The sequence below is a fragment of the Carboxylicivirga litoralis genome, from assembly GCF_025499605.1.
In the GTDB taxonomy this organism is placed as follows: Bacteria; Bacteroidota; Bacteroidia; order Bacteroidales; family Marinilabiliaceae; genus Carboxylicivirga; species Carboxylicivirga litoralis.
The window spans coordinates 35,767-49,967 of record NZ_JAFMVC010000009.1; the positions used below are offsets into that span (position 1 = coordinate 35,767).

The 14,201-nt window shown below is 39.9% G+C and carries 13 protein-coding genes; 8 read left to right on the forward strand and 5 right to left on the reverse strand.

Features of this window, described 5'->3' with window-relative positions:
* Window positions 1–4 precede the first annotated feature (4 nt).
* From J1N10_RS10170 to queG, 5 genes are all read left to right on the forward strand, one after another.
* Complete coding sequence (locus tag J1N10_RS10170) at window positions 5–1,225, forward strand: aminotransferase class V-fold PLP-dependent enzyme (RefSeq protein ID WP_316044925.1); 1,221 nt, start codon at window positions 5–7, stop codon at window positions 1,223–1,225.
* 20 nt (window positions 1,226–1,245) lie between these two features.
* Entirely contained in the window at window positions 1,246–1,698 is a 453-nt protein-coding gene (locus J1N10_RS10175; RefSeq protein ID WP_262326593.1) for a SufE family protein, read from the forward strand.
* A gap of 58 nt (window positions 1,699–1,756) precedes the next feature.
* The gene (locus tag J1N10_RS10180) at window positions 1,757–2,074 is read left to right on the forward strand and encodes an iron-sulfur cluster assembly protein (RefSeq protein WP_262326594.1); all 318 of its coding nucleotides are present in this window, start codon (window positions 1,757–1,759) and stop codon (window positions 2,072–2,074) included.
* 68 nt (window positions 2,075–2,142) lie between these two features.
* A complete protein-coding gene (locus J1N10_RS10185; protein ID WP_262326595.1) occupies window positions 2,143–2,595 on the forward strand; it encodes a hypothetical protein in 453 nt (150 codons plus the stop codon).
* Window positions 2,595–3,524 carry a tRNA epoxyqueuosine(34) reductase QueG gene (gene queG / locus J1N10_RS10190; protein WP_262326596.1) on the forward strand — a complete coding sequence of 310 codons (930 nt, stop codon included), beginning with the start codon at window positions 2,595–2,597 and terminating at the stop codon, window positions 3,522–3,524. The genes J1N10_RS10185 and queG overlap by 1 nt, the downstream gene beginning before the upstream one ends.
* Window positions 3,525–3,577: 53 nt before the next feature.
* On the opposite strand, the gene lpxA is transcribed toward queG, so the two are convergent.
* From lpxA to J1N10_RS10210, 4 genes are all read right to left on the reverse strand, one after another.
* Window positions 3,578–4,366, reverse strand: coding sequence for an acyl-ACP--UDP-N-acetylglucosamine O-acyltransferase (gene lpxA / locus J1N10_RS10195; RefSeq protein ID WP_262326597.1), 789 nt, complete (start codon window positions 4,364–4,366; stop codon window positions 3,578–3,580).
* 65 nt (window positions 4,367–4,431) lie between these two features.
* Complete coding sequence (locus tag J1N10_RS10200) at window positions 4,432–5,829, reverse strand: bifunctional UDP-3-O-[3-hydroxymyristoyl] N-acetylglucosamine deacetylase/3-hydroxyacyl-ACP dehydratase (RefSeq protein ID WP_262326598.1); 1,398 nt, start codon at window positions 5,827–5,829, stop codon at window positions 4,432–4,434.
* Window positions 5,830–5,869: 40 nt separating this feature from the next.
* The gene (lpxD, locus tag J1N10_RS10205) at window positions 5,870–6,901 is read right to left on the reverse strand and encodes a UDP-3-O-(3-hydroxymyristoyl)glucosamine N-acyltransferase (RefSeq protein WP_262326599.1); all 1,032 of its coding nucleotides are present in this window, start codon (window positions 6,899–6,901) and stop codon (window positions 5,870–5,872) included.
* A gap of 215 nt (window positions 6,902–7,116) precedes the next feature.
* A complete protein-coding gene (locus J1N10_RS10210) occupies window positions 7,117–8,373 on the reverse strand; it encodes an HD domain-containing protein (RefSeq protein WP_262326600.1) in 1,257 nt (418 codons plus the stop codon).
* Between the two features lie 241 nt (window positions 8,374–8,614).
* On the opposite strand from J1N10_RS10210, the gene rimP reads away from it, so the two are divergent.
* The 3 genes from rimP (at window position 8,615) to infB (ending at window position 13,336) form a co-directional block, all read left to right on the forward strand.
* Window positions 8,615–9,079 (forward strand): ribosome assembly cofactor RimP, encoded by a 465-nt coding sequence (rimP, locus tag J1N10_RS10215; protein WP_262326601.1) that lies wholly within the window; start codon window positions 8,615–8,617, stop codon window positions 9,077–9,079.
* 14 nt (window positions 9,080–9,093) lie between these two features.
* Window positions 9,094–10,329 carry a transcription termination factor NusA gene (nusA, locus tag J1N10_RS10220; protein ID WP_262326602.1) on the forward strand — a complete coding sequence of 412 codons (1,236 nt, stop codon included), beginning with the start codon at window positions 9,094–9,096 and terminating at the stop codon, window positions 10,327–10,329.
* 64 nt (window positions 10,330–10,393) lie between these two features.
* Complete coding sequence (gene infB, locus J1N10_RS10225; RefSeq protein ID WP_262326603.1) at window positions 10,394–13,336, forward strand: translation initiation factor IF-2; 2,943 nt, start codon at window positions 10,394–10,396, stop codon at window positions 13,334–13,336.
* A gap of 77 nt (window positions 13,337–13,413) precedes the next feature.
* On the opposite strand, the gene kdsB is transcribed toward infB, so the two are convergent.
* Window positions 13,414–14,169: a 3-deoxy-manno-octulosonate cytidylyltransferase gene (gene kdsB, locus J1N10_RS10230; RefSeq protein WP_262326604.1), complete on the reverse strand. Its 756-nt coding sequence runs from the start codon at window positions 14,167–14,169 to the stop codon at window positions 13,414–13,416.
* Between the last annotated feature and the right edge of the window lie 32 nt (window positions 14,170–14,201).

The following is a 14,201-nucleotide window of genomic DNA, read 5'->3' on the forward strand; positions in this document are numbered from 1 at the left end:
GACAATGAGTATTAATATTGAACAAATCCGTCAAGACTTTCCTATTCTACAAGAGAAAGTTCACGGCAAGCCATTGGTTTACTTTGACAATGCAGCAACAACACACAAGCCACAGGTAGTTATTGATGCTGTATCTGAAGTGTATCAGAAATACAACAGTAATATTCATCGAGGCGTTCATCATCTGAGCAATGTTTGCACACAAGCACACGAGGAAGCGCGAGAAAAAGTGCAGCACTTCATTAATGCAAAGCATTCGCACGAAGTCATTTTCACGCGCGGAACAACAGAATCAATTAATCTCCTGGCTTCGTCATTCGGAGATACTTTTTTACAGGAGGGCGATGAGATATTAGTCAGTCAGTTAGAGCACCATTCCAATATCGTACCCTGGCAATTGCTCGAAAAACGCAAAGGCATTAAATTGTGTTACATCCCCATTAATCTGGAGGGCGAATTGATTTTAGACCATATTGACGAATTGATTAACGACAGAACAAAACTGGTATCAATCGCCCATATTTCTAATGCCCTTGGCACCATCAATCCGATTAAGCAGATCATTGACCTGGCGCATGGTAAAAACATTCCGGTTGCCATTGACGGCGCGCAAGCTATCCAACATGTGGGTGTTAATGTACAGGATCTCGATTGTGATTTCTATGTTTTCAGCGGACACAAACTGTATGCACCAACGGGCATTGGTGTTTTATATGGGAAAGAAGAATGGCTCAATAAATTAGAGCCTTACCAAGGCGGTGGCGAAATGATTAAAACCGTTTCCTTCGAAGGCACTACATTTAATGAACTCCCATTTAAATTCGAAGCCGGCACACCTGACTTTTCTGGTTCTGTTGGCTTGGGTGCAGCCATTGATTACGTGCAGTCCATCGGACTTAATAACATCGCTCAATATGAGCACCAACTATTGGAATATGCAACTGCAAAGTTGTCGAAAATACCTAATATTCGTTTTTTTGGCACCGCCAAAGAAAAAACCAGTGTTATCTCCTTTTTGATAGGCGATATTCACCCGTTCGATTTAGGTACGATGCTTGATAAGATGGGCATAGCAGTGAGAACCGGTCACCATTGTGCACAACCTTTGATGCAGTTTTATAATATCCCGGGCACTATCAGAGCCTCATTTGCTATCTACAACACCAAAGAAGAGATTGATAAATTGTGCGAAGGGATTGAACGCATTGCCCAGTTGTTTGGCTGATTCACTATTAATTATCAATTTTGCAAAAGACATTTTACAAGGAGCAAATCATGACAATTAACGAAATACAAGAAGAAATAGTTGAAGAATTTTCAGCCTTTGATGAGTGGATGGATAAATACTCATACCTGATTGAGATTGGTAACGACTTAGAAGGCTTTAAGGATGAATGGCGTCTGGAGCAAAACCTAATTGAAGGCTGCCAGTCAAAGGTATGGGTTCATGCCGAATTGGATGGCGACAAAATCATCTACTCCGCTGATAGTGATGCCATTATTACAAAAGGCATTATTGCGCTACTTATCCGCGTTTTATCGGACAAAACACCTGATGAAATCCTTAATAGCGAATTATCTTTTGTAGAAGAAATTGGATTGAAAGACCATTTATCGCCTACCCGTTCCAACGGCTTATTATCGATGATGAAACAAATGCGTTTATACGCTGTTGCATTTAAAGCAAAGATGGGCTAATAGAGTCCGAAGTTAAAACGAATTTTAAATTAAGCTGACAGCTAAAAGCTAGAAAAAGATGGCCAACGAGTTTTTACAATTAGAAGGAGAAATAATCAACGTCATTAAAACCATTTTCGATCCTGAAATTCCGGTTAATGTGTATGATTTAGGTTTGATCTATGAGATTGATGTTAACGAAGAGGGGAAAGCTCGAATTGTGATGACCTTAACATCACCAAACTGTCCGGTGGCTGAATCATTACCTGAAGAAGTGCAGGAGAAAGTAGCCTCTATTGATGGCATCACCAGTGTAGATTTAAACCTGACTTTTGACCCACCTTGGACAAAGGATATGCTCTCAGAGGAAGCCTTGCTGGAACTGGGTTTATTATAGTTTTAAAAGACACAAATATTAATATAAGCTCTCACTTGAGGGCTTTCTTTTTATCAAGAAAATCACTTATGAAACCACTTTACATCGATTTAAATAAAAAGACACCAATCAACTATTTGAGATTATTACTAGGTGTAATAATGATGGCCGCCACAGTCTATATTTATTTCTTTTCGGCTATCACTCGCTTTCAGCCCTACCAATTACTTTTGTTGTTCTTTTTTGGCGTTTATTATGCTATCATGGGGGCTGGTCTAAACCTTCTAAGCCTCGTATTCAAGCGTTTTATCAGCATTAACAATGAAGCTATCAGGGTAAAACAAGGCATTTTTAAAAGACTGTATGAATCAAAGTGGAGTGACATTGCGGAAATCCAAATCAATATCACTGCTATCCGTATTAAAGGTAAAGATGGCTCTGATTACCAATTTGAATACCAGCATCTGGACGAAGACTTAGTACATACACTAAAAACCGCCATCGTGCATCAGGCCAAAGAACAAAGCATTACCATCGGATAATGAGCATTATCAGCCAGGCATATCACCAATTAATAAAAGACAAAGCAATTGAACTTGGTTTTTCCGATGTTGGTTTTGCCCTGATTGAACCCATCGACAACGATGAAGCCCAATTGAAACTGTGGCTTGACAAAGGGTACCAGGCCGGCATGACCTATATGAATAATCATTTCGAAAAACGCGTTAACCCGGCCCTATTGGTTGAGGGTGCTAAAAGTATTATTTCCGTTTTATTAAACTATAAGCCCAAAGAAGAACAACTCGACACAGAAGCTCCCAAATTAGCTCGTTACGCCTACGGTAAAGATTATCATTTTGTGATAAAGGATAAATTACAAGAACTCTTCAATTTTATTAAAGAAGAGATTTATCCGTCACTGGAAGGGCGTGTATTCACTGACTCGGCACCAGTATTAGACCGCGCATGGGCCGTCAAAGCAGGACTAGGCTGGGTTGGCAAAAACACCAACCTCATACACAAAAAACTGGGCAGCTTTACGCTTATTGGCGAAATAATATGTAACCTGGAGTTAAAACCAGACAAGCCCATTAAAGAAGCTTGTGGCGGCTGTCAACGATGCATTGATGCCTGTCCTACAGGTGCACTTATTGGGCCCTATCAACTGGATGCTAATAAGTGCATCTCCTACTTAACCATTGAGCATCGCGATGAATTACCAGAAGAACTAAGGAATCAATTTAACAACTGGGCTTTTGGCTGTGACATTTGCCAGGAAGCCTGCCCCTGGAATTGGAAAGCAAGACCAACAAAGGAAGAAGCATTCGTGCCACATCCTGATTTATTATCACTATCAAAAGATGACTGGCACAACATGGATGAGGAAAAGTTCAGAGAACTCTTTCGAAAATCGGCGGTTAAGCGCACTAAATACTCAGGCCTCAAACGCAATTTGAAATTTCTCAAATAGCAGCCATAAAAAAACCGGCTCAAAGCCGGTTTCTATATCTTATCTCAAAATTATTATGCTTTATCCGGATAATAACCTTTTATAATACCGCGCTGCGAATTACGGACAAACAGAATAATTTCGTCGCGCTCTTTTGAGGCGGGCATTTCTGCTTCAATGCGTTCAATAGCTTCTGAGTTATTTAGTCCCATCTGGAATAAATAACGATAGATATTCTGAATATCGCGAATTTGCTCATTACTAAAGCTACGACGACGCAAACCGATTGAGTTCACTCCGGCATATGAAATACGCTCACGTCCGGCTTTTACATAGGGAGGAACATCTTTACCAATCAGTGTACCTCCGGCAACCATTACATGAGCACCGATGTGCACAAACTGATGTATCGCTGAAGTACCACCAATAATAGCAAAATCGTCAATAACAACCTCACCTGCTACCTGCACAGCATTGGCTAAAATTACATTATTACCCACAATGGCATCATGTGCAATGTGTGTATAAGCCATCAATAAACAGTTACTTCCCACAACCGTTTTACCCTTTGCTTTTGTACCTCTGTTAACAGTAACACACTCGCGAATGGTTGTGTTATCACCAATTTCGGCCGTTGTCTCCTCACCTGCAAATTTCAAATCCTGAGGTACTGCTCCAATCACGGCACCCGGAAAAATCTTACAGTTTTTACCAATTCTTGAACCTTCAAGAATAGTAACATTTGATGCAATGGTTGTTCCCTCTTCGATAACAACATTTTTGTCAATCGTTACAAATGGTTCTATAACAACATTGGGAGCAACCTTTGCTTCCGGATGTATATATGCCAATGGTTGTTTCATTTTAATTGTTTTAGTTCAATATCCTTTCCTGATTCTGTTTAAAGAATATGCTTATTTGGTGTATATTATTTGTTTTTTACTACTGATGCCATAAACTCACCTTCTGACACAACTGTATCACCTACAAAAGCTGTGCCTTTCATATTAGCCATACCACGACGGAATTCGGTCATTAATTCGAGTTTGAATATGATGGTATCACCCGGCACTACTTTCTTGCGCAATTTTACATTGTCTATTTTCAAGAAGTAAGTACTATAAGCTGCGGGATCGTCAACTTTGTTTAAAATAAAAATACCTCCTGCCTGTGCCATCGCTTCAATCTGAAGAACAGCAGGCATCACTGGCTCTCCGGGGAAGTGACCAACAAAGAAGGGTTCATTTGCGGTAACGTTCTTCACCCCTACAATGTGCCTCTCTCCCATCTCAATAATCTTATCGATCAATAAAAATGGATAGCGGTGTGGCAACATCTTTTTAATACTATTGATGTCACAAAGGGGCTCTTTTGTAGGATCATAAACAGGCACTTCTGGTTTAAGAGCACGCTTTTTAATTTCCTTACGAATTAACTTAGCAAACTCAACATTGGCCATATGACCAGGTCGGTTAGCAATAATACGTCCTTTAATTGGCATACCACAGAGGGCCAAATCACCTATCACATCTAATAATTTATGACGTGCAGGTTCATTAGGGTAAACCAGCTCTAGGTTATTAAGTATTCCTGTAGGACGCACTTCAACACGCGGCTGATTAAATAAGTCAGCCAGTTTATCTAATTCTTCTTGTGTTACTTCTTTATCAATAATAATGATGGCATTATCCAGGTCACCACCCTTAATTAAATTATTTTTCAAAAGTGGCTCCAGCTCATGCAAGAAAACAAAAGTACGACAAGCCGACACTTCAGATTCGAAATCATCTAAACTATCAAGCGTTGCATATTGGTTGGAAAGCAAAAGCGATTTATCGAATGATATTTTCACATCAGCATTAAACTCATCGTCAGGCAATGCTACGATTTTAATACCACGCTCTTTATCTTCAAACTCCATCTTTTCTTTCACCACGAAATACTGACGTTCTGCATCCTGCTCTTCAATACCAGCCTTTTTAACAGCCTCAACAAAAAACTTGGAGCTACCGTCTAAAATAGGTGCTTCGGGTCCATCCACCTCGATTAAGCAGTTGTCTATCTTCAGTGCTGTCAGCGCTGCCAGACAATGCTCAATGGTACTCACTTTAGCTTCACCCTTTTGAAGCACTGTTCCACGCTGAGTGAATGCTACATTATCAGCCAAGGCATCAATCACCGGCTGTCCTTCAAGGTCAATTCGTTTAAATTTATAACCATGATTAACCGGTGCCGGCATCAAAGTGAAATTTACATTAACTCCTGTATGTAAACCTGTTCCTTTAAGGGTAACAGGTGCTTTTATGGTCTTTTGCTTTTCTGTCATAACTTTCGTCACTCAACAATATAATATACTTTTCTGCTTCTTATTTCAGATTATCCATATCACGTTGCAACTGATCAACCTGCATTTTCAAATCAGGTAATCGTCGGAAAACTGCAGAAGCTTTATAGAACAATTTAACATCAATAACCGGAGACCCCATCAAGGTTAAACCTTCTTTCTTAATGGTTCCGCCAATTCCTGCTTGCGCTCCAACTTTAGTACCATCAGCAATATTGATATGGCCTCCAATACCAACCTGGCCACCGAACATGCAGTTTTTACCGATTTTAGTTGAACCGGCAACACCAGTTTGCGCTGCAATCACTGTATTTTCACCAACCTCTACATTGTGCGCTACCTGAATTAAATTATCGAGCTTAACACCTTTTTGAATAACCGTAGAACCCATTGTAGCACGATCAATGGTTGTATTGGCTCCAATCTCGACATGGTCATTTAAGACCACATTACCGATCTGTGCTACTTTCTTATATTCATTTTCCGAATTTGGTGCAAACCCAAATCCATCGCTACCAATTACTGCACCAGCGTGTATAGTACAGGCTTTACCAATAACGCAATTTTTGTACACTTTAACACCTGGATAAATAACAGTGTTATCACCAATTTTTACGTTATCGCCAACATAAGCCTGCGGGTAAATCTTTACATTGTCTCCAATCGTTACATTTTCTCCTATGTAGGCAAATGCCCCAACATAAACAAAATCACCTAAACTGGCTGATTCAGAAACAAAAGAAGGTTGTTCGATACCTGTTTTTTGCGGCTGGCTTTGCTCATACATTTCCAAAAGTTGAGCAAGCGCCTCATACGCATTGGGCACACGTATTAAAGTGGCTTTAATTTCCTTTTCGGCTTCAAAGGAATCGTTCACAATCACCACCTCTGCATTGGTAGTATAAATATATTGACTGTATTTCGGATTCGCTAAAAAAGTAAGTGTTTCAGGCTTACCTTCTTCTATTTTAGATACATTTCTAACTATAGCTTCTTCGTTTCCTTCTACCTTGCCGTTTAATAATTCGGCAATCTGACCAGCTGTAAACTTCATATGTCTAAACTATGTTATTTAAAAATGACATACGGAACCCGTCATTGCTATTTCATTTTGCTTGAATTCAACAGCAATAACGCATTCATCTTAACAATAACCTGTTAGTCAACTCATTAGCACCATAAGCCACAAATAATTAATTAAAATTAAGGCAGATGATTAACGAGCTATACGTCAAAAAATTTGGTGCAAATCTAGTAAATATATTTACTTTAGAAAAGTACTGTTTCTGTTTGCAACCGATATTCAATACTCTTCGGATAACATATATAATGCTTCCTTACTGTTTTGCCCAAAACCGAAAGATTAAGCATATCCGATGCATTTGCAATATCTTTTAGTTCCTTGTTATTAAATAAAATCTCAATCTTATCGTCTTTTATGCTATAGGCATTATTTGTTATAGTGTCGGCAAATACAAAATACTTAGCTACTTGTGACGATTTCAAACCAAACTCTTGCATTGTGGCTTCTTTAATTTCCTTCACCAGTTCAGGTTTAATCGGTCGGTCTGATAATTTAATGCGCCACAACTTTCGATTGACAAATCCCTTGGCTAAAGTCGATAAAATAATATCTGAATGTTGCGTCCACGTCTTTATGGAGCACATAATGTCATCATCATCGAGCATGGTGAAGTTATTTAATACGTCATCACTCTTGTAGAAATCCTGAAGCTCTGGTTTGTTTTTAATAAAAAACAACAAATGTGGCGGAGCAAATAATTCTTCTCCTTTAGCAACTAATTTCTTAGCACGCTTTAACAGATGCACCAACATTTGCTCAGCAGCCAAAGCTGTTTTGTGCAAATACACTTGCCAGTACATCAAACGACGAGCCACCAAAAACTTTTCAATGGAATAAATGCCTTTGGATTCAATCACCAACTTATCATCAACAACATTTAGCATTTTTATAATACGGTCTGAACCAATAACACCCTCCGAAACACCTGAGAAAAAACTATCTCTTTTTAGATAATCAAGTCTATCCATATCCAGCTGACTGGATACTAATTGATGCAAAAACTTTTTTGGATAAGTATTATTAAATATTTCAATCGCCATATTTAGCTGACCACCAAACTCATCATTTAACTTTTGCATTATCATTTGTGAAATATCTTCATGCGACACTTCTACCAGCGAATGTTCTAAAACATGGCTAAATGGTCCGTGACCAATATCGTGCAACAAAATTGCAGCGTGGACAGCAATGGACTCTTCTTCTGTTATATTCAGACCTTTCGCATGAAGTGTTTCAACAGCAGAAGTCATCAGATGCATAGCGCCCAACGCATGCTGAAATCGGGTGTGCATCGCCCCTGGATAGACAAGGTGAGTCAATCCCAATTGTTTAATTCGTCTTAACCGCTGAAAATAAGGATGCTCCGTCAAATCATATATTAAGTCGAATGGCACTTTTATAAATCCATGAACCGGATCATTAACTATCTTTCTTTTATTCAAATCCAATCATTTAAATGTCAGGATGACAAGATACGAAAATCACGGTACTCTCATCTTAATTTTAGGATCAAGACTATAAATGAGTGCTTCATGGAGTAAAAATCAGGAATAAACACGAACAACATATTTTCCGTAAAACATCCATTTGGATAAATCTACTATTATTACTATTTTTGCGCTTGATTTACCGAGGGATTGACTTAGGGGACAAAATAGTCCCCTATTTTATTAAACAAAAAGCATGATTAAGGAATCTTTGATACAAGGTATAATTGACAAGAAACTGCAGGAAGACGAAATGTTTCTTGTAGAACTGGAAGTGAAACCTGGCAATAAGATACTTGTGATAGTGGATCACGACAACGGGGTGCCTATCAGTTACTGCATAGAATTAAGCAAAGTCATTGAAGCAGGCCTTAATCGTGATGAAGAAGATTTTGAATTGGAAGTTGCCTCTGCTGGTATTGGACAACCATTTAAAGTGAAACGCCAGTATCAGAAAAACATTGGGCGTGAAATTGAAGTCCTTACATTAGAAGGAAAAAAATTCAATGGTAAACTCACCGAAGTAGCCGACGACACATTTAGCGTTGAAATTGAAGAAAAAGTGAAGGTAGAAGGTAAGAAACGCAAGGAATTGCAGGTGAGAACGGTAAATTGTAAATTTGACGAAGTAAAACAGGTAAAAGACATTATATCTTTTTAAATATTCCTTAGGATATGGAAAATATTAATCTGATAGATACGTTTTCGGAGTTTAAAGAACTCAAAAATATTGATCGTGCAACCATGATCAGTGTATTGGAAGATTCATTTCGTAGCGTTTTAATCAAGCGTTTTGGAACGGATGAAAATTTTGACGTTATCATCAACGATGATAAAGGGGACTTTGAAATATGGCGTAACCGCGAAGTGGTGAAAGATGAAGATTTAGAAGATGAGAACCTTCAGATTTCTCTATCGGAAGCCAAAAAAATTGATGACGATTACGAACTGGGTGAAGAAGTAACCGACGAAGTTAAATTTCTTGACTTTGGCCGAAGAGCAATTCTTAGTCTTCGCCAGAACCTATCAGCACGTATCCTTGAATTGGAGAAAGACAATATTTACCACGCCTACAAAGACCGTGTGGGTGATATTGTAACGGGTGAAGTTTACCAGATTTGGAAGCGCGAAATTCTTATTATCGACGACGAAGGCAACGAGCTTATTTTACCAAAAGCCGAGCAAATTCCTTCTGACTTCTTCCGTAAAGGCGATAACGTGCGAGCTGTCGTTGTTAAAGTTGAAATTCGCAACAACAACCCATTGATTATTCTGTCGCGTACATCTCCTGTATTCCTTGAGCGTTTATTCGAGCTGGAAGTACCAGAGATTTTCGATGGCTTAATTACCATTAAAAAGATTGTTCGTGTACCTGGGGAAAGAGCAAAAGTAGCTGTTGAATCATACGATGAGCGTATTGATCCGGTGGGTGCTTGTGTGGGTATGAAAGGATCGCGTATCCACGGTATCGTGCGTGAGTTAAGAAACGAAAACATCGACGTTATTAACTACACAAGCAATACACAATTATTTATCCAGCGTGCTTTAAATCCTGCTAAAATTACTAACATCAAGATACTGGAAGATCAAGGAAGAGCTGAGGTTTACCTTCGTCCTGAAGAAGTATCGTTAGCAATTGGTAAAGGTGGTCTGAACATTCGTTTAGCCGGACAGTTAACTGGATACGAGTTAGATGTGTACCGTGAGGCGGAAGAAGACGAAGAAGATGTGAAGTTGGATGAATTCGCTGATGAAATTGAAAGCTGGGTATTAGATGAGCTAAAAGCGATTGGTTGTGACACAGCCAAATCAGTGCTAGACTTATCTAATGAAGACCTTGTTAAGAGAACTGATTTAGAAGAGGAAACAATTCAGGAAGTTAGGGATATATTAAGCGCTGAATTTGAATAAATCGCTATATTTGCCCGCAAGAATTGAATCCAAACAAGAAAAATTATAAGAAGAGTCCTGTTATATGGCAGTTGGAAAAAGACTTAGTAAAGTAGCACGAGAATTCAATGTTGGACACCACACCATTGTGGAGTTCCTGCAGAAGAAAGGTTTCAAGGTAGAAACTAACCCGAATACAAAAATCTCGGAAGAGATGTATTCGCTTCTGTCACAAGAATATCGTGGCGATTCACATGTTAAAAAAGAATCGGAAAAACTGGCTAAATTAAAAGAGAAGTCGAAGAAAGAATCGATTTCACTTTCTGATATCAGAGATGATATTGAGCCAGCTCAAGAAAAAGAAAAACCGGCTGAGACACCGGCTGCCAAGGATGAATCCGGACCTAAAGTAGTTGGTAAAGTTGATTTAGACGCTTTCAAGCCGAAAAAGAAAGAAGCGCCAGCCCCTGCTCCTGCTCCAAAAGAAGAGAAGAAGGTTGAAGCGCCAAAGCAAGAAGCGCCTAAAAAGGAAGAGGAAGAAAAGCCAGTTGAGAAAAAGGTAGAAAAGAAAGTTGCTAAAAAGCCTGAGCACATTCCTACAAAAGTAGAACCTGCTGAAGAAATGAAGGTAGTTGGTAAAATTGACTTGGATAAAAAACCAAGTAAGCCAGCAGACAAGCCTAAGCAAGAAAAAGCTCAGCCTAAGGCTGAAGTAAAAAAGGAAACACCTGCTCCAAAGCCAGCTCCGGAATCAAAAGCTAAACCAGCTCCGAAAACAAAACCGGCAGCTGAAGCTCCTGCCAAGCAGGAAGAGAAGCCAAGTGAAGAAGATACTTTTAGAGCAACACAGGTTAAGAAATTATCTGGTCCAACGGTGATTGGTAAAATTGAATTACCTAAAACACCAACAAAATCAGATAACAAATCGGCTGCCGATAAAAATGCCAATAAGAAGCGTAAGCGTAAGCGCATCAAAAAAGATAAAGAGAAGGTTGATATTAACCAGAAGCAACAACAAGGCGGCGATAACAAGCAGCAAGGCGGACAAGGTGGCGGTCAGCGTAACGACAACCGTCCACAACGTCAGCGTCCTACTCGCGTTAAGAAACGCCCTGTAAAAACGGAGGTTAACGAGGAAGATGTACAAAAGCAAATTAAAGATACTTTAGCGCGCTTAACATCTAAAGGAAAGAGCAAAGGTGCTAAACACCGTCGTGAAAAACGTGAAATGCAGTCTCAACGCCAGCAGGCTGAGATGGAGCAGGCAGACAAGGAAAAGTCAATTTTGAAAGTTACGGAGTTCGTTACAGCGAATGAATTGGCCAACATGATGGAAGTACAGGTGAACCAGATTATTGCCACCTGTATGAGTTTAGGCATGTTCGTTTCTATCAACCAACGACTGGATGCTGAAACATTAGCTCTTGTAGCCGAAGAATTTGGTTATACCATTGAATTCGTCAGTGCCGAGGTGGTTGAATCCATTATCGAAGAAGAGGACAAAGAGGAAGATTTAGTAGATCGTCCCCCAATTGTAACCGTGATGGGTCACGTTGACCACGGTAAAACCTCATTGCTTGACCACATTCGTCAGGCCAACGTAATTGCCGGTGAGGCAGGTGGTATTACACAGCACATTGGTGCCTACAGTGTAACACGCGAAGATGGTCGTCAGATTACCTTCCTGGATACACCAGGTCACGAGGCCTTTACAGCGATGCGTGCTCGTGGTGCCCAAATTACCGATATTGCCATTATTATTGTAGCGGCTGATGATAACGTGATGCCTCAAACTGTGGAGGCCATCAACCACGCGGCTGCAGCAGGTGTACCTATTGTGTTTGCCATTAACAAAATTGACAAGCCGGGTGCCAATCCAGATAGAATTAAAGAAGAACTGGCCAATATGAACTACCTAGTTGAAGACTGGGGTGGTAAATACCAGTGCCAGGAGATTTCAGCCAAGAATGGTGTTAACATCGAAGAGCTGCTTGAAAAAGTATTGCTCGAAGCTGACCTTCTTGAGTTGAAAGCCAATCCAAATAAACGAGCGGTTGGTTCGGTTATCGAATCATCACTTGATAAAGGACGTGGTTATGTAACGACCTTATTGATACAAAGCGGAACCATGCGTGTAGGCGACATGATACTGTCAGGTTCACACTATGGTCACGTGAAAGCCATGTTTAACGAGCGTAACCAGAAGGTTGACGAAGTAGGGCCATCAGAACCAGCATTAGTACTTGGTTTAAATGGTGCTCCTCAGGCGGGTGAGCGTTTCAACATCATGGAAGATGAGCGCGAAGCCAAAGATATTGCGACAAAACGTGAGCAATTACAACGTGAGCAGGGCATGCGCACCAAGAAGCATATTACGCTTGACGAAATCGGTCGTCGTATTGCCATTGGTAACTTCCAGGAATTAAATGTGATTGTGAAGGGGGATGTGGATGGTTCTATCGAAGCATTATCTGACTCATTAATCAAATTGTCAACTGAAGAGATTCAGGTGAATGTGATTCACAAAGCAGTAGGTCAGATTTCAGAATCGGATATCATGTTAGCAACAGCTTCAAACGCTATTGTTATCGGTTTCCAGGTTCGTCCATCGATGGCTGCTCGTCGTATTGCCGAGAAAGAAGAAATCGATATTCGACTTTACTCCATCATCTACGATGCTATTGAAGAGTTGAAATCAGCCATGGAAGGTATGTTATCACCAGAAATCAAAGAAGAGATTACAGCAACCATCGAAATTCGCGAGACATTCAAAATTTCGAAAGTGGGTACCATCGCTGGTTGTATGGTGAAAGAAGGAAAAATCAAGCGTACCAATAAAATCCGTCTTATCCGCGAAGGAATTGTGGTTTACACTGGTGAGCTTGGTTCTCTGAAACGCTTTAAAGACGATGTGAAAGAAGTAGCATCGGGTTACGAGTGTGGTTTGAACATCGACAAATACAACGACATTAAGGTTGGTGATATTGTTGAAGCTTACGAAGAAGTGGAAGTAAGCCGTAAATTGTAAAATAGTTTCACACTATATACTAAAAATGGTCATCCGATTGGATGACCATTTTTGTTATATAATAACTCAGGATAGTATTAAATTAGACCTGATTTCAGAAGATTCTCCAAATCCTCTGGGGTATCAATCCCATGCGATTCTTCAGTCGTTTCTTCCACTCGAATGGAATAGCCATTTTCAAGCCAGCGCAATTGTTCTAACGATTCGGCAGCTTCTAATTGACCAATTGCCAATTGAGTAATTTCAAATAATACATCAGCACGATAACCATACAAGCCAACATGGTTGTAGTAGGAATGCTTGTCTGTCCATTGACTCTCCTCCACACCCCTTAGATAGGGTATTGGTGAACGACTAAAATACAGAGCTCGTTTATCCTTACTTAACACCACCTTGGGCTTGTTGGGATTAAACAAATCGTCGGATGAGGTAACAGGCTTCACCAAAGTGGCCAGTTGGGTTGCTACATCATTAAAGCAATGTGCAACCGAAGTAATCTGTTTCGGGCTGATAAAAGGTTCATCGCCCTGTATGTTAATCACTGCGTAAAAATCACTTTGCTCCAGCTCTTTTACCTTTGTTAGAGCTTCAGCACACCGGTCGGTGCCACTCTGATGGTTGACTGAAGTCATCACCACCTTGCCTCCAAATGCTAATACTGCTTTTTCAATACGTTCATCATCCGTGGCCACATAAACACAGTCCAGCTCTTTATTGGCTTGTTCATACACGCGTTGAACCATAATTTTCCCACCAATATCTGCCAATGGTTTCCCTGGAAAACGAGTGGAAGCATATCTAGCTGGTATTATTCCCAAAATCTTTTTTGTCATTGCACTTTCGTTTATATCTCACAAATGTATCA

Coding starts and splice junctions, on each gene's coding strand:
- J1N10_RS10200 (WP_262326598.1), bottom strand. CDS start 5,829: ATGACAGAAAAGCAAAAGACCATAAAAGCACCTGTTACCCTTAAAGGA.
- queG (WP_262326596.1), top strand. CDS start 2,595: ATGAGCATTATCAGCCAGGCATATCACCAATTAATAAAAGACAAAGCA.
- J1N10_RS10180 (WP_262326594.1), top strand. CDS start 1,757: ATGGCCAACGAGTTTTTACAATTAGAAGGAGAAATAATCAACGTCATT.
- rimP (WP_262326601.1), top strand. CDS start 8,615: ATGATTAAGGAATCTTTGATACAAGGTATAATTGACAAGAAACTGCAG.
- lpxA (WP_262326597.1), bottom strand. CDS start 4,366: ATGAAACAACCATTGGCATATATACATCCGGAAGCAAAGGTTGCTCCC.
- infB (WP_262326603.1), top strand. CDS start 10,394: ATGGCAGTTGGAAAAAGACTTAGTAAAGTAGCACGAGAATTCAATGTT.
- J1N10_RS10185 (WP_262326595.1), top strand. CDS start 2,143: ATGAAACCACTTTACATCGATTTAAATAAAAAGACACCAATCAACTAT.
- kdsB (WP_262326604.1), bottom strand. CDS start 14,169: ATGACAAAAAAGATTTTGGGAATAATACCAGCTAGATATGCTTCCACT.
- J1N10_RS10170 (WP_316044925.1), top strand. CDS start 5: ATGAGTATTAATATTGAACAAATCCGTCAAGACTTTCCTATTCTACAA.
- nusA (WP_262326602.1), top strand. CDS start 9,094: ATGGAAAATATTAATCTGATAGATACGTTTTCGGAGTTTAAAGAACTC.
- lpxD (WP_262326599.1), bottom strand. CDS start 6,901: ATGAAGTTTACAGCTGGTCAGATTGCCGAATTATTAAACGGCAAGGTA.